The organism is Oceanicola granulosus HTCC2516, assembly GCF_000153305.1.
GTDB lineage: Bacteria > Pseudomonadota > Alphaproteobacteria > Rhodobacterales > Rhodobacteraceae > Oceanicola > Oceanicola granulosus.
This window is the reverse complement of sequence record NZ_CH724107.1, coordinates 1,692,582-1,707,586: the sequence shown is the minus strand read 5'-3', so window position 1 is coordinate 1,707,586 and position 15,005 is coordinate 1,692,582. Positions and strand designations below refer to the sequence as shown.

Below are 15,005 nucleotides of genomic sequence, written 5' to 3'. Positions count from 1 at the left end.
GCTCAGAGGTCCATCAGCAGGCGGCGGGGATCCTCGAGCGCTTCCTTCACGCGCACGAGGAAGGTCACGGCGCCCTTGCCGTCGACGATACGGTGGTCGTAGCTGAGGGCGAGGTACATCATCGGGCGGGCGACGATCTGGCCCTTCACGACCATCGGACGCTCCTGGATCTTGTGCATGCCGAGGATGCCCGATTGCGGCGGGTTGAGGATCGGCGAGGACATCAGCGAGCCATAGACGCCGCCGTTGGAGATGGTGAAGCTGCCGCCCTGCATGTCGGCCATCGACAGCTTGCCGTCGCGGCCCTTGGCGCCGAGCTCGGCGATCTCCTTCTCGATCTGGGCGAAGCCCTTCTCGTGGGCGTCGCGCACGACGGGCACGACGAGGCCGTTGGGGGTGCCGACGGCGATGCCCATGTTGACGTAGTTCTTGTAGACCACGTCGGTGCCGTCGATCTCGGCGTTGACGTCGGGCACCTCGTTGAGCGCGTGGCAGCAGGCCTTCACGAAGAAGGACATGAAGCCGAGCTTCACGCCGTGCTTCTTGAGGAACAGGTCCTTGTACTCGTTGCGCAGGTCCATGATGCCGCCCATGTCCACCTCGTTGTAGGTGGTCAGCATGGCGGCGTTGTTCTGCGCCTCCTTGAGGCGGCGGGCGATGGTCTGGCGCAGGCGGGTCATCTTGACCCGCTCCTCGCGGTCGGCGTCGGCCGGGGTGGAGGGCGCGCGGGCGGCCTGGGGCTTGGGCGCCTCGGCCTGCTGCGGCTTGTTGAGCGCGTTGAGCACGTCTTCCTTCATGATGCGCCCGCCCTTGCCGGTGCCGGTGACGGCGTCGGCGGAGAGGTTCTTCTCGGCCATCATCTTCTTGGCGGAGGGCGCGTCCTCGATGTCGCCGCGGCTCTCGGTGGTGGGCGGCGTGTCGGGGGTGCCGCGGTCGCCGTAGCCGCCGCGGTCGCCCTCGGGGGTCTGGCTCGTGGTGGTCGCGGGCGTGCCCTCGGCCTTGGCCGAGGCGGCGGCCTTGCCGGTGGTCATCAGGGCGAGCTTGCCGCCGGCCTCGACGGTGGCGCCTTCCTCGGCGAGCAGCTTGCTCAGGGTGCCGGCGGCGGGGGCGGGCACCTCGACGGAGACCTTGTCGGTCTCGAGCTCGCAGAGCATCTCGTCGGCCTCGAAGCTGTCGCCGGGCTTCTTGAACCAGGTCGAGACGGTGGCCTCGGTGACGCTCTCGCCGAGGGCGGGGACGGTGATCTCGATCTCCTCGCCGCCGCCGCCGCCGTCGCCCGAGCCGTCGGCGCCGCTCTTGCCCTCGGTGCCGGCGTCGGGCTCGGCGGGCTCGGGGTTGGCGCTCTTGCCCTCGCGGGGCTTGATGTCGGTCGAGGAGCCGGCGTGGCCGGCCTCGGCGATGTTGGCGAGCAGCGCGTCGACGCCGACCGTCTCGCCCTCGGCGGCGACGATCTCGTCGAGCTTGCCGGCGGCGGGGGAGGGGACCTCGACCGTCACCTTGTCGGTCTCGAGCTCGCAGAGCATCTCGTCGGCCTCGACGGCGTCGCCCGGCTTCTTGAACCAGGTGGCGACGGTGGCTTCGGTGACGCTCTCTCCGAGGGCGGGGACGCGGACTTCTACGGACATCTGATCAGTTCCCTTCGATGGTCAGGGCGTCGTTCACGAGCGCCTCTTGCTGGGCTTTGTGCTGGGAGGCGAGGCCGGTCGCCGGGGAGGCGGCGGCGGGGCGGCCGACGTAGCGGGGCCGCTTGTTGGCGGCGTCGATGCGCGACAGGACCCACTCGAGGTTGGGCTCGATGAAGGACCAGGCGCCCTGGTTCTTGGGCTCTTCCTGGCACCAGATCATCTCGGCGCCCTTGAAGCGCTCGAGCTCCTTCACCGCCGACTGGGCGGGGAACGGGTAGAACTGCTCGAAGCGCATCAGGTAGATGTCGTCGATGCCGCGCGCATCACGCTCCTCGAGCAGGTCGAAGTAGACCCGGCCCGAGCACATGACGACGCGCTTGATCTCGCCGTCGGGCTTCAGCTCGGTGTCGGAGTTGCCCTTCTCGGCGTCGTCCCAGAGGACCCGGTGGAAGGAGGAGCCCTGCAGGAAGTCCTCGTCGCGCGAGACCGCGAGCTTGTGGCGCAGCAGGTCCTTCGGGGTCATCAGCACGAGCGGCTTGCGGAACGAGCGGTGCAGCTGGCGGCGCAGGATGTGGAAGTAGTTGGCCGGGGTCGTGCAGTTGGCGACGATCCAGTTGTCCTGCCCGCACATCTGCAGGAAGCGCTCGAGGCGGGCGGAGGAGTGCTCGGGGCCCTGGCCCATGTAGCCGTGCGGCAGCAGCATCACGAGGCCCGACATGCGCAGCCACTTGCTCTCGCCCGACGAGATGAACTGGTCGAACATGATCTGCGCGCCGTTGGCGAAGTCGCCGAACTGGGCCTCCCAGAGCGTCAGCGCGTTGGGCTCGGCGAGGGAATAGCCGTACTCGAAGCCGAGCACCGCGTACTCGGAGAGCATCGAGTCGATGACCTCGTAGCGGGCCTGGCCCTCGCGGATGTGGTTGAGCGGGTAGTAGCGCTCTTCCGTCTCCTGGCTGACGAGCGCGGAGTGGCGCTGCGAGAAGGTGCCGCGCGCGCTGTCCTGGCCGGAGAGACGCACCGGGTAGCCCTCGGTGAGCAGCGAGCCGAAGGCCAGCGCCTCGGCGGTGGCCCAGTCGAAGCCGTCGCCCGTCTCGAACATCTGGCGCTTGGACTCGAGCAGGCGCTGGACGGTGCGGTGGACGGTGAAGTCGTCGGGGGCGTTGGTCAGCGCCTTGCCGATCTGTTCGAGCGTCTCGCGCTTGATCCAGGTCTTGCCGCGCTGGTACTTGCCCTCCTTCATCTTGTCCATGTGCGACCAGCGCCCGTCGAGCCAGTCGGCCTTGTTGGGCTTGTAGGTCTTACCGGCCTCGAACTCCTCGTTGAGCATCGACTGGAACGAGGCCTTCATGTCCTCGATCTCGCCCTCGGGGATCAGCCCGTCCTTGACCAGCCGCTCGGTGTAGAGGGTCAGGGTCGTCTTGTGGCCCTTGATCTTCTTGTACATCACCGGGTTGGTGAACATCGGCTCGTCGCCCTCGTTGTGGCCGAAGCGACGGTAGCAGATCATGTCGATCACCACGTCCTTGCCGAACTTCTGGCGGAACTCGGTGGCGACGCGCGCGGCGTGGACGACGGCCTCCGGGTCGTCGCCGTTGACGTGGAAGATCGGGGCCTCGACCATCAGCGCGATGTCGGTGGGGTAGGGGCTGGAGCGCGAGAAGTGCGGCGCGGTGGTGAAGCCGATCTGGTTGTTCACCACGATGTGCATGGTGCCGCCGGTCTTGTGGCCGCGCAGGCCGGAGAGGCCGAACCCCTCGGCCACCACGCCTTGGCCCGCGAAGGCGGCGTCGCCGTGCAGCAGGATGCCCATGACCTGCTTGCGCTCGGTGTCCTTCAGCTGATCCTGCTTGGCGCGCACCTTGCCGAGCACGACCGGGTTGACCGCCTCGAGGTGGCTGGGGTTGGCGGTCAGGCTGAGGTGGACGACGTTGCCGTCGAACTCGCGGTCGGACGAGGCGCCGAGGTGGTACTTCACGTCGCCCGAGCCGTCGACGTCCTCGGGCTTGAAGGAGCCGCCCTGGAACTCGTTGAAGATCGCCTTGTAGGGCTTCTGCATGACGTTGGCGAGCACGCTGAGCCGGCCCCGGTGCGGCATGCCGATGACGATGTCCTTGATCCCGAGCGCGCCGCCGCGCTTGATGATCTGCTCCATCGCCGGGATCAGCGCCTCGCCGCCGTCGAGGCCGAAGCGCTTGGTGCCCATGTACTTGACGTGCAGGAACTTCTCGAAGCCCTCGGCCTCGACCAGCTTGTTGAGGATCGCCTTGCGGCCGGTCTGGGTGAAGTGGATCTCCTTGCCGTAGCCCTCGATCCGCTCCTTGAGCCACGCCGCCTGCTCGGGGTCGGAGATGTGCATGTACTGGAGCGCGAAGGTGCCGCAATAGGTGCGGCGCACGATCTCGAGGATCTCGTTGAGGCTCGCGATCTCGAGGCCGAGCACGTTGTCGATGAAGATCGGCCGGTCCATGTCGGCCTTGGTGAAGCCGTAGCTGGCCGGGTCGAGCTCGGGGTGGGGGACCTGCTCGCGCATGCCGAGCGGATCGAGGTCGGCGGCGAGGTGGCCGCGGATGCGGTAGGCGCGGATCAGCATCAGCGCGCGGATCGAGTCGAGCACCGCGTGGCGGATCTGCTCCTCGCTGACGGAGACGCCGGTGGCGGCGGCCTTGTCGCGGATCTTGTCGCCGGCGGCCTTGGCGTCGGGGCGCGTCTCGGCCGGCCACTGGCCGTCGAGCGCGGCGGTCAGCTCGTCGCTGGGCTGGGGCGGCCAGTCGGCGCGGGCCCAGGAGGGCCCGGCGGCCTCGGCCTTGGCGGCGCCGGTCTGGTCGCCGAGGGCCTTGAAGAACTCCCGCCAGCTCTCGTCGACGGCGCGCGGATCGTCGGCGTAGCGCGCGTAGAGCTGCTCGATGTAGTCGGCGTTCGCCCCCTGCAGGAAGGAGGAGGCGTGGAAGACGTCGTTCGGGGACTGGTCGGTCATCGCTCGTGGCCTTTCAGGCGGGTCTTGGCCGGGGTGCGCCGCGGAAGCGCGAGACGGGTGAGGGCGCGACGGCGAGGCGTGCGCGCGGGGTCCGGCGCGTCCGCGGGGCGGGCGCACCGTTAGATATGATGGATCGGGCGCGGGGCAACGCCGCACCCGCCGCACGCGGCGGCAGGCTGGCGCGGGAGGCGGCCCGGGCGGGCATGGCCTAGCCGATCGCCTCGAGCACGGCCTCGCCGAGCGTGGCGGGGCTGTCGGCGACCACGATGCCGGCGGACTTCATCGCCTCGATCTTGTCCTCGGCGCCGCCCTTGCCGCCGGCGACGATGGCGCCGGCATGGCCCATGCGGCGGCCCGGAGGCGCGGTGCGGCCGGCGATGAAGCCGGCGACCGGCTTCGTGCGGCCGCGCTTGGCCTCGTCCTTGAGGAACTGCGCGGCCTCCTCCTCGGCGCTGCCGCCGATCTCGCCGATCATGATGATGCTCTCGGTCTCGTCGTCGGCGAGGAACCACTCGAGCACGTCGATGTGCTCGGTCCCCTTGATCGGGTCGCCGCCGATGCCGACGCAGGTGGACTGGCCGAGCCCGACATCGGTGGTCTGCTTGACCGCCTCGTAGGTGAGCGTGCCCGAGCGCGAGACGACGCCGACGGTCCCGCGCTTGTGGATGTGGCCGGGCATGATGCCGATCTTGCAGGCGTCCGGCGTGATCACCCCGGGGCAGTTCGGCCCGATCAGCACCGAGGCGCTGCCCTCGAGGGCGCGCTTGACGCGCATCATGTCGAGCACTGGGATGCCCTCGGTGATGCAGACGATCAGCTCCATCTGGGCGTCGATCGCCTCGAGGATCGAATCCGCCGCGAAGGGCGGGGGGACGTAGATCACCGAGGCGTTGGCCTCGGTCGCGGCCCTGGCCTCGTGCACCGAGTTGAACACCGGCAGGTCGAGGTGGGTCTGCCCGCCCTTGCCGGGGGTGACGCCGCCGACCATCTTGGTGCCGTAGGCGATCGCCTGTTCGGAATGGAAGGTGCCTTGCGAGCCGGTGAGGCCCTGGCAGATCACCTTGGTGGTCTCGTCGATCAGTACGGCCATGTGCCCTCGTCCTTTGTCTGGTGTGCCCGATGTCGGGCGGGTGTCGGCTGCGGCCTCACGGGGCGGGCCGCATGGTGGGGAATAGGCAGTCGAGCTCGGGGAAGCGGGCGGCGCGCAGCCGGTCGTTGGACCGGGCGGTGACCTCGCGGATCCGGGCGGACTGCTCGGGGCGGAAGCTGAGCGGCGGCGCGCTCCGGGCGGCGGCGGAGGCGGACAGGCGGCGCAGCCCCTCCGCCACGGCGTGCCCGGCGCGGCTGCCCTGGACGCGCCGGAGCGCGCGGTTGATGCGCAGGGTCCGCGCGGCGGCGACGGCGGAGAGCTTCTCGTTGCGCCGCGCCGCCCCCGTGCCCTCGGGCGCGGGGATGGCGAGCGCGTCGCAGAAGTCGGCCACCAGATCGCCCGCCTTGAGCCGCGCCGGATCGAGCAGGCGGACGTCGACACGGTCGGTGCCGGCGATCCCCTCCCAGCGGCGGATCAGCGCGTGGTAGTCGGGCGGGGTGACGGTGCGGAGGAACTCCTCCATCGACTTGGTGCCGCCGTTGCGCAGCAGCTGGCTGTACTCGCTCAGCATCCAGCTGTCCTGCGGGCGCAGGTAGATGACGTAATCCACCTCGTCGAAGCGCTGGGTCATCCACTCGTGGAAGGTTCGCATGAAGCCCTCGCGCCGGTAGGGCCAGCCGATCATCTCGCACGAGACGAGGTAGCGGGTGCCGGGCGCGAGGCGGGCGAGGTCGGCGTCGAGCGCGCGCTCGAACTCGGCGACCCGCGCCGCCTGCTTCTCGGGCGTGCCGGCGCCGAGCGCGTGGCGCATCGCCGGGTTGCGGATCGGGCGGCCGAGCCGCTGGTGGGTGGCCAGCAGGAACTCGGCCTGATCCTGCCGGGGGCTGTAATTGGCGTAATGCAGGCCGTGGGCGCGCAGGTGCGCGCCGTGCTCGGCGAGGAAGCCCTGGATCGTGCTCGATCCGGTCTTGGGCATCCCGATATGGGCGACGGCCCGCATCTCGCTCAGCCCTTGACCGCCTTGACGATCTTCTCGGCGCCGTCCTTGAGGTCGTCGGCGGCGATGACGTTGAGGCCGGACTGGGCGATGATCTCCTTGCCCTTCTCGACGTTGGTGCCCTCGAGCCGGACCACGAGCGGCACTTCGAGCCCGACCTCCTTGACCGCGGCGATGACGCCCTCGGCGATCACGTCGCAGCGCATGATGCCGCCGAAGATGTTGACGAGGATGCCCTTCACCTGCGGATCGGAGGTGATGATCTTGAACGCCTCGGTCACCTTCTCCTTGGTCGCGCCGCCGCCCACGTCGAGGAAGTTGGCCGGCTCGGCGCCGTAGAGCTTGATGATGTCCATCGTCGCCATCGCGAGGCCGGCACCGTTGACCATGCAGCCGATCTCGCCGTCGAGCGCGATGTAGTTGAGGTCGTACTTGGAGGCGGCGAGCTCCTTGGCGTCTTCCTCGGTCTCGTCGCGCAGCGACAGGATGTCGGGCTGGCGGTAGAGCGCGTTTCCGTCGAAGCCGATCTTGGCGTCGAGGCACTTGAGGTCGCCCTTGTCGGTGACGATCAGCGGGTTGATCTCGAGCATCTCCATGTCGCGCTCGACGAACATCTTGTAGAGCGTGCCCATCAGCTTCACGCACTGCTTGAGCGCCGCGCCCTCGAGCCCGAGGGCGAAGCCGATGCGACGGCCGTGGAACGGCTGGTAGCCGGTGGCCGGATCGACGGAGAAGGACAGAATCTTCTCGGGCGTGGAGGCGGCGACCTCCTCGATGTCCATCCCGCCCTCGGTGGAGGCGACGAAGGAGACGCGGCTGGTCTGCCGGTCGACGAGGAGGGCGAGGTAGAGCTCGCGCTCGATGTCGGAGCCGTCCTCGATGTAGACGCGGTTGACCTGCTTGCCCGCCGGGCCGGTCTGGTGGGTCACCAGCGTGCGGCCGAGCATGCGCTTGGCCTCCTCGGCGGCTTCCTCGACCGACTTGGCCAGCCGGACGCCGCCCTTGTCGCCCGCGTCGGCCTCCTGAAAGGAGCCCTTGCCGCGGCCGCCGGCGTGGATCTGCGCCTTGACCACCCAGAGCGGGCCGTCGAGCTCGCCCGCCGCCGACTTCGCCTCTTCGGCGCGGAAGACCGCGCGGCCGTCGCTGACCGGGGCGCCGTAAGAGCGTAGCAACGCTTTTGCCTGATATTCGTGGATGTTCATGGCGGCTCCTCGAGCTGGCTGCGTTTGGTCTCTTCAAGCACAGCGCGGCCATGCTTTTAAGGGTCAATCGGGCGGATAGGCGGAAAAAGCGACAAATGTGATAACGCTCCGGAAACGTGTGATCACAAATTTAGTCGTGTTATCGCCAACATCTACCGACCAGCTCCCGGCGGAGCGCTTGAATGTCCCGTGCCGGCGGAGATAGATCGGGCCAGCAAGAGGGAGCGCGCATGGCCAGCTGGGAAATCGTCGCGACGGTCAACGAGCCGGCGTCGCTCGTCGCCGCGTTCGTGGCGCACCACCTCGCGGAGGGGGCGGCGCGGATCACCCTGTTCTGCGACAAGCCCGCCCCCGAGCTCAAGGCGATGATGGCCGGGCAGGCGCAGGTCGACGTGCGCGAGTACGGCTGGTTCGAGCGCAGGCTGCACCCCGCCGCGCGGCGGCCGCACACCTATCGCCAGGTGCGCAACGCCAACCGGCTGCTCGCGCAGGCGCAGGCCGACTGGGTGCTGCATTGCGACGCCGACGAGTTCGTCGGCAACGGCGCTCTGCTGGGCGAGATGCTGGAGCTGATGGGGCCCGAGATCGACGCGGTGCGGCTGCCGGTGCGCGAGCGCATCTACCGCCCCGGCGACGGTGGAACTCACATCTTCGAGGGCATCTTCCGCAAGCCGGCGCAGGACGCCGACAAGGTCGCCGCGCTCTACGGCGACGTCGCCGACTACATGAACCGCGGCATGGCGGGCTACGCGACGTGGAAGAGCATGGTGCGCCGGGGCAGCGGGCTGCGGCTCCACATCCACTCCGCGCAGGACGAGGCCGGCAAGGAGATCGCCCGGGCGCGGGTCAAGAGCCTGCCGCGCGTCGGGCTGCACCATTTCGACGGGCTGACCCCGGCCAGCTGGGCGACGAAGTTGCAGCGGAAGCGGGTCATGGCGCCCGCCGCCGCGGCCAAGACGAAGACCCGCCGCCGTCACCAGGGCCGGCTGCGCCAGATCGAATTCGCCAAGGACAAGCCGCTCGCCGAGGCCGTCGCGCTCCACGACCGGCTGCTGCGCGCCGACGCGGCGCAGCTCGCCGAGATGCGGGCGGCGGGGGTGCTGATCGAGCAGGAGCTCGATCCGCGCGCCGCCGTCGCCCGGCTCTGGCCCGATTTCGGCGCCGGCGCCTTCACCCCCGCCGCGTTCGACCGCGACTTCGCCGGGCGCTAGTTCAGCACCACCGCGTAGAGCGCCGCGTCGCCGCCGCCGAGCGTGCGGAAGCGGGCGAGGGAGCTGCCGCGCATCAGCGGGCCGCGCTCGACGTAGGGCAGCAGCGCGCTGCCCTGAATCAGGGCGATGATGTCGATCTCGGGCGGATCGGTGAGGATCCGGCGCAGGTTGAGGCCGGCGCCGGGGCCGAGGCGCCAGTAGGGGATCAGCAGCTCGCCCTTCAGCGCGCGCTCGCCTTCGTCCAGCACCGACAGCCACGCCGGGCCGGTCTCGGGCGGAAACGGCAGGCCCATCGCGGAGACCTGCGTCTTGTTGGGGATCCATTCGCGGTCGTTGTCGCGCTCCTGCGCGACGCGGGTCCAGAAGGTGCGGTTGTGGCCGATCATCGCCTCGAGATGAGCGAGCGCGGCGCGGCTGTGGGCCGGGTCTGGCTGCTGCTCGATCGCCGAGAGCAGGATCGCGACGAGGTCGACGGCGGTGCCGACCTGCTCGTCCCAGACCGCGACCTCGCCGGTCTCGGCGTTGATCGCGGCGAAGCCGGCGGTGGCCTCCGTCACCTCGGTGATGGCGTCGGTCGGCGACAGGGCGAGGACGATGTTGGAGACGGCGCTCAGGAGGTGGGCGTAGGCCGCGAGCCACGCGGCGTCGGCGGTGTCGAAGCGGACGCTGGGCGGGGTGATGGCGGTGGCATCGCCGAAGCCGAGGTAGAAGAACGTGACGTCGGCCAGGCCCTCGCCCCAGCCGCGGCTGCCGTTGGCGTCGATGTCGAACCAGATGTCGGCGAGGTCGATGACGAGGCCGAGCTCGGTGTCGTCGCCGATGGGGGCGAGCGTCTCGATGGCGGCGGCGAGGTCGGCGTCGATGGCGGTGAACATCTCCTCCACCGCCTCGGGGCGAAACGGTTCGGGCGCGGGATTGGGCGGGATCGGCAGGCGCAGCACCGGGACCAGCGCGAGCTCGGGCGACAGGCCGTGGCGGTAGCGCAGCTGCAGCGCGCGCTCGACCGAGCGCAGCAGGCGGACGCCGCCGAGGGCGAAGCGCTCCTCGGGGCTCGGCTCGGTCAGGGCGGCGAGTCGGGTCTCCGTCGCGGCGAGGCCGTCGGCGGCGAGCGCGGCGGAGATGTCCTGCGCGGCGGCGGGCGCGGGCAGGGCGAGGGCGAGGGCGAGGGCGACGAGGCGGGGGAGGATCGTGTGGCGCATGGGCGGGCTCATCTGTGGCGATGGCCCAGCCTAGCGCGGCCGGCCCGGCTTTCCGTAGCGGAAATTCCGGGCCGGGCCGATTTTCGGCTCAGGAGAGCGAGCTGTCGATGCCCTTGCAGGCCTCGACCAGGCCCTTCACGGCGTCGACGGACTTGTCGAACATCGCCTGCTCGTCCTTGTTCATCTTGATTTCGACGACCCGCTCGACGCCGCCGGCGCCGATCACCGTGGGCACGCCCACGTAGAAGCCGTCGAGCCCGTAGGCGCCGTCGACGTAGGCCGCGCAGGGCAGGACGCGCTTCTGGTCCTTGAGGAACGCCTCGGCCATCTCGATGGCGGAGGAGGCGGGAGCGTAGAAGGCGGAGCCGGTCTTGAGCAGGCCGACGATCTCGGCGCCGCCGTCGCGGGTGCGCTGCACGATGGCGTCGAGCTTCTCCTTCGAGGTCCAGCCCATCTCGACCAGGTCGGGCAGCGGGATGCCGGCGACGGTGGAGTAGCGGGTGAGCGGGACCATCGTGTCGCCGTGGCCGCCGAGGACGAAGGCGGTGACGTCCTTCATCGAAACGTCGAACTCCTCGGCGAGGAAGTGGCGGAAGCGGGCCGAATCGAGCACGCCGGCCATGCCGCAGACCTTCTCGTGGGGCAGGCCCGAGAATTCGCGCAGCGCCCAGACCATCGCGTCGAGCGGGTTGGTGATGCAGATGACAAAGGCGTCGGGCGCGTTGGCCTTGATGCCCTCGCCCACGGCCTTCATCACCTTGAGGTTGATGCCGAGCAGGTCGTCGCGGCTCATGCCGGGCTTGCGCGGCACCCCGGCGGTGACGATGCAGACGTCGGCGCCGGCGATGTCGGCATAGTCGTTGGTGCCCTTGAGCTTGGCGTCGAACCGCTCGGCCGGGCCGCTCTCTGCGATGTCGAGCGCCTTGCCCTGGGGCGTGCCCTCGGCGATGTCGAAGAGGACGACGTCCCCCAGCTCCTTGAGGACGGCGAGATGCGCGAGGGTGCCGCCGATCTGTCCGGCGCCGATGAGCGCGATCTTGGGTCTGGCCATGGTGGTACGTGTCCCTACTGTTCCACTCTTCTTCGGCGAGGGGTTATTCGCTCGCCGCAAGCCGTGCAAGGCCGCTGCGCCGGGCCGCGCGCTGGCGCTTGGCCGGTTCGGGCGCTAACACTCCGCGCAAGTCATTGAAAAAAGATCACCATGAGTTTCGATCTCGTCTTCTTCGCGCTGGCCGTCCCGGCGGTGCTCTTCGCGGCCGTCTCCAAGGCCGGCTTCGGCTCGGGCGCGGCCTTCGCGGCGGCGGCGATTCTGGCGCTGGCGATGCCGCCGGGGCTGGCGCTGGGCATGATGCTGCCGCTGCTGATGCTGGTCGACGTCGCCGCCCTGCGCGCCTACCGCGGCCAGTGGCACCGGCCCTCGGCGCTCGGCATCATCCTCGGCGCGATCCCCGGCGTGGCGCTCGGCGCGTGGCTCTACCTCGTCGTGCCGGCCGACCTGTTCCGGGTGCTGATCGGGCTGATGTGCCTGCTGTTCGTGGGCTACCAGATCGCCCGCGAGCGGGGCTGGCTGCGGATCGGCAAGATGCCGTTTTCCTGGCCGCTCGCCGGGCTGACGGGCACGTTCGTGGGGTTCACCAGCTTCGTCAGCCACGCCGGCGGGCCGCCGGCGGCGGTGTTCCTGCTCAGCCAGTCGCTCGGCAAGACGACCTTCCAGGCGACGACGGTCATCATCTTCTGGGCGGTGAACCTGATGAAGGTGATTCCCTACGCGATGATCGGCATCTTCACCGCCGACACCCTCCTCGCCGCGCTGCTCCTCGCGCCGGTGGCGCTGGCGGGGACGTGGCTCGGCGTGCGGGCGCATCACTGGGTGTCGGAGCGGGTGTTCTTCGGGCTGACCTACGTTCTGCTGGTGGTGACGGGAGTGCGGCTGATCTGGGTCGGGCTGGGCTGAGCCGTCAGTCCGACGCGGCCTCGCCCGAGGCTTCCTCCGCGGCACTCCGCAGCCCCTCGAACGCCGGCGCGGCGCGCAGCTCGTCCTCGGTGGCGTCGATGACCAAGAAGCGCTGGCCGTCCTCGCCGTGGATCATCGTGATGTTGCTCATCCCGATCGCGACCTCCTTCTCGCCGATGCCGAGGAACCCGCCGACGCCGACGAGCGCGGCGAGCGGGATGCCGTCCTCGGCGAGGATCAGGTCGTTGATCTCGCCGATGTCCGACCAGTCGGTGTTGGCGATGCTGATCGTGTCGCCGTCGGTGGGCAGTTCGGACCGGGTGGCGAAGAGCCGCTGGCCGAGCAGCTCGCTGGCGAGCATTGCGCGGGGGCCGAACTCTTCGGTGCCGATGCCGGTGCTGGCGGTATCGCTGTCCTGCGCCGGGGCGGTGCTGGCGGCGAGGGCGAGGGCGAAGGCGAGGGCGGCGGTGGGAAGGCGGGACATCGGGAACACTCCTGTCGCGGACGGGCGCCGCATGGGCGGACAACCCGTGCGGGCGAAAGAGGGTTTCATGGCGCGATGCCGGCCGCCGGATCGTCAGGCGGGGGCGTCGTCGGCGGGGAGGGGGTCGGCGAGGGCCTGGAACGCCTCGCCGGAGGCGACGAGGCAGGTGGGGCCGCCGGGGCGGGTGGCGGTGATCGTCCAGGTGCCCGTCTCGGCCGAGGCGAAGATCTCGAGCACCATGTTGTTGGCGGCGAGCCCGATGGCGCGGCGGCTCTCGCCGTAGCGCTCGGCGAGGCGGCTGACAACGGTCTCGTGATCGGCGCAGGCGCTCTGCTGGGCGGGAGCTGGTGCGGCGGCGAGGATCAGCGCGGCGGCGCCGAGGCAGAGCGGCAGGGGCGTGTTGGTCATGGCGGTCACCTTTCCTGGCGGGACATGAGGCGTCTCGAGGGGCAGGATGAGCGATCTTGCCGAAGAACCGGTTAACGGTGCGCGCGGTTGAAACTTCCCGCCGCATGTGGCCATCGTCGCCGGGCCCGACAGCCACCGGACCCGCCCATGACCCCGCTCTGCCGCTCCGTCCTCTACGTGCCCGCCGCCAACGCGCGGGCGATGGCGAAGGCGGGCACGCTGCCCTGCGACGGGATCATCTACGACCTCGAGGACGCCGTCGCACCCGGGCACAAGGGCGCGGCGCGCGACGCGCTGGCGGCGGGGATTGTCGCGGGCGCGGGCAAGCTGCGGCTGGTGCGGATCAACGCGCTGGCGACGGAATGGGGCCGGGCCGACGCGGCGGCGGTCGCGGGGCTGGAGGTCGCGGGGGTGCTGCTGCCCAAGGTCGCCTCGGGCGGCGACGTCGAGGCGGCGGCGGCGCTGCTGCCGGGGCGGGCGCTCTGGGCGATGATCGAGACGCCGGCCGGTGTGCTCGCCGCCGCGGAGATCGCCGCGCATCCGGCCGTGGCGGGGCTGGTGATGGGGACGAACGACCTCGCCCACGACCTCGGCGCCGCGCCGGGGGCGGGGCGGGCGGAGCTGGCGGTGGCGCTGCAGACGGGCCTGCTCGCCGCGCGCGCCGCGGGCATCCTGGCGCTCGATGGGGTGTTCACCGCGCTCGACGATGCCGAGGGGCTGGCGGCGGAGTGCGCCGAGGGGCGGCGGCTCGGCTTCGACGGCAAGACCGTGATCCACCCCGGGCAGATCGCCGCGGCCAACGCGGCCTTCGCGCCGACGGAGGCGGAGTGCGACCTCGCGCGCCGCCAGATCGCCGCGCACGAGGCGGCGCTGGCGCGCGGGCAGGGGGTGGCGGTGGTCGACGGGCGGATCGTGGAGAACTTGCACGTCGCCGCCGCGCGGGACAGGCTGCGCCGGGCGGAGGCGATCCGCGCGCGCGAGGGGATGGAGCGATGATCTGGCTGGTTCTGGGCGTGGCCCTGTGGTGGGCGGCGCACTTCTTCAAGCGCCTCGCGCCACGGGCACGGGCGCGGATGGGCGAGCGCGGCAAGGGCGCGGTGGCGCTGGCGCTGGTGGTGAGCATCGTGTTGATGGTGATCGGCTACCGGATGGCCGACGGCACCGTCTACTGGAGCCGCACCCCGGCGCTGACCGGCATCAACAACCTGCTGGTGCTGCTCGCCTTCTACCTCTTCGCCGCCTCCGGCGCGAAGACCTGGATCACCCGCCACCTGCGCCACCCGCAGCTGACCGCCTTCGGCCTCTGGGCCGGCGCGCACCTGCTGGTGAACGGCGACACCGAGAGCCTCGTGCTGTTCGGCGGCCTGCTGGCCTGGGCGGTGGCGGAGATCGTGACGCTGAACCGCATCGAGGGGCCGTGGACGCGGCCCGCGCACCCGTTGCCGGTGCGCAAGGAGATCACCTCGGCGGTCGCGGCGCTCGTGCTGTTCGTCGTGGTGGCGCTGATACATGGATGGATAGGACCGAGGCCGTTCGGATGAGCAAGATCTACCGTTTCCTCTCGGCCGACGACACGTCGGCCTTCTGCCACAGGGTGAGCGAGGCGCTCGCGAAGGGGTGGGAGCTCTACGGCGACCCGCAATACGCCTACGACCAGGCCAACGGCGTGATGCGCTGCGGGCAGGCGGTGACGAAGGAGATCGACGCGCCCTACGAGCCGTCGATGAAGCTGGGGCAGCAATAGCACTAACTGTGATCACAGCCCTTCCGGCCGTGATCACGTTTGCCGTTTTCAGCGGAATTGCGCACATATTGCACCTTGTCCGCGGCCTTCGCGGCGTGACATAGCCTGTAGGCACGC

At 70.3% G+C, this 15,005-nt stretch carries 14 protein-coding genes; 5 read left to right on the top strand and 9 right to left on the bottom strand.

The features are described 5' to 3' along the window. Nucleotides 1-2: 2 nt before the first annotated feature. From odhB to sucC, 5 genes are all read right to left on the bottom strand, one after another. Nucleotides 3-1,625, bottom strand: a complete 1,623-nt coding sequence (gene odhB, locus OG2516_RS08075; protein WP_007255154.1) for a 2-oxoglutarate dehydrogenase complex dihydrolipoyllysine-residue succinyltransferase — start codon at nucleotides 1,623-1,625, stop codon at nucleotides 3-5. Between the two features lie 4 nt (nucleotides 1,626-1,629). Next, a complete protein-coding gene (locus OG2516_RS08070) occupies nucleotides 1,630-4,599 on the bottom strand; it encodes a 2-oxoglutarate dehydrogenase E1 component (RefSeq protein WP_007255153.1) in 2,970 nt (989 codons plus the stop codon). A gap of 208 nt (nucleotides 4,600-4,807) precedes the next feature. Continuing rightward, nucleotides 4,808-5,689, bottom strand: coding sequence for a succinate--CoA ligase subunit alpha (gene sucD, locus OG2516_RS08065; protein ID WP_007255152.1), 882 nt, complete (start codon nucleotides 5,687-5,689; stop codon nucleotides 4,808-4,810). 55 nt (nucleotides 5,690-5,744) lie between these two features. Further along, nucleotides 5,745-6,689, bottom strand: a complete 945-nt coding sequence (locus tag OG2516_RS08060; RefSeq protein ID WP_007255151.1) for a hypothetical protein — start codon at nucleotides 6,687-6,689, stop codon at nucleotides 5,745-5,747. A 5-nt stretch (nucleotides 6,690-6,694) separates the two neighbouring features. Then, nucleotides 6,695-7,888: an ADP-forming succinate--CoA ligase subunit beta gene (sucC, locus tag OG2516_RS08055; RefSeq protein WP_007255150.1), complete on the bottom strand. Its 1,194-nt coding sequence runs from the start codon at nucleotides 7,886-7,888 to the stop codon at nucleotides 6,695-6,697. Nucleotides 7,889-8,118: 230 nt separating this feature from the next. On the opposite strand from sucC, the gene OG2516_RS08050 reads away from it, so the two are divergent. Then, on the top strand, nucleotides 8,119-9,099 hold the full coding sequence (locus tag OG2516_RS08050; RefSeq protein ID WP_007255149.1) for a glycosyltransferase family 2 protein: 981 nt from the start codon (nucleotides 8,119-8,121) through the stop codon (nucleotides 9,097-9,099). Here the strand turns inward: OG2516_RS08050 and OG2516_RS08045 are convergent. Next, nucleotides 9,096-10,298: a hypothetical protein gene (locus OG2516_RS08045; RefSeq protein WP_007255148.1), complete on the bottom strand. Its 1,203-nt coding sequence runs from the start codon at nucleotides 10,296-10,298 to the stop codon at nucleotides 9,096-9,098. The two genes, OG2516_RS08050 and OG2516_RS08045, sit on opposite strands and share 4 nt — an antisense overlap. 88 nt (nucleotides 10,299-10,386) lie before the next feature. Beyond that, the gene (gene mdh, locus OG2516_RS08040) at nucleotides 10,387-11,349 is read right to left on the bottom strand and encodes a malate dehydrogenase (protein ID WP_007255147.1); all 963 of its coding nucleotides are present in this window, start codon (nucleotides 11,347-11,349) and stop codon (nucleotides 10,387-10,389) included. Between the two features lie 150 nt (nucleotides 11,350-11,499). Here mdh and OG2516_RS08035 point away from each other — a divergent pair, with 150 nt between their 5' ends. Beyond that, nucleotides 11,500-12,252 carry a sulfite exporter TauE/SafE family protein gene (locus tag OG2516_RS08035; protein ID WP_007255146.1) on the top strand — a complete coding sequence of 251 codons (753 nt, stop codon included), beginning with the start codon at nucleotides 11,500-11,502 and terminating at the stop codon, nucleotides 12,250-12,252. Nucleotides 12,253-12,256: 4 nt separating this feature from the next. Here the strand turns inward: OG2516_RS08035 and OG2516_RS18945 are convergent, their stop codons facing one another. Together OG2516_RS18945 and OG2516_RS08025 are read right to left on the bottom strand one after the other, a co-directional pair. Continuing rightward, on the bottom strand, nucleotides 12,257-12,736 hold the full coding sequence (locus tag OG2516_RS18945; RefSeq protein ID WP_007255145.1) for a PRC-barrel domain-containing protein: 480 nt from the start codon (nucleotides 12,734-12,736) through the stop codon (nucleotides 12,257-12,259). Between the two features lie 93 nt (nucleotides 12,737-12,829). After that, on the bottom strand, nucleotides 12,830-13,144 hold the full coding sequence (locus OG2516_RS08025) for a hypothetical protein (protein ID WP_007255144.1): 315 nt from the start codon (nucleotides 13,142-13,144) through the stop codon (nucleotides 12,830-12,832). Between the two features lie 147 nt (nucleotides 13,145-13,291). Between OG2516_RS08025 and OG2516_RS08020 the strand changes: the two genes are divergently transcribed. From OG2516_RS08020 to OG2516_RS08010, 3 genes are read left to right on the top strand one after another with little or no spacing between them, the layout of a single operon-like run. Continuing rightward, nucleotides 13,292-14,140 carry an HpcH/HpaI aldolase/citrate lyase family protein gene (locus tag OG2516_RS08020; RefSeq protein ID WP_007255143.1) on the top strand — a complete coding sequence of 283 codons (849 nt, stop codon included), beginning with the start codon at nucleotides 13,292-13,294 and terminating at the stop codon, nucleotides 14,138-14,140. After that, a complete protein-coding gene (locus OG2516_RS08015) occupies nucleotides 14,137-14,685 on the top strand; it encodes an NnrU family protein (RefSeq protein ID WP_007255142.1) in 549 nt (182 codons plus the stop codon). Before OG2516_RS08020 ends, OG2516_RS08015 begins: the two co-directional genes overlap by 4 nt. Then, nucleotides 14,682-14,888 (top strand): DUF1737 domain-containing protein, encoded by a 207-nt coding sequence (locus OG2516_RS08010; RefSeq protein WP_007255141.1) that lies wholly within the window; start codon nucleotides 14,682-14,684, stop codon nucleotides 14,886-14,888. The genes OG2516_RS08015 and OG2516_RS08010 overlap by 4 nt, the downstream gene beginning before the upstream one ends. The last annotated feature ends 117 nt before the right edge of the window (nucleotides 14,889-15,005 follow it).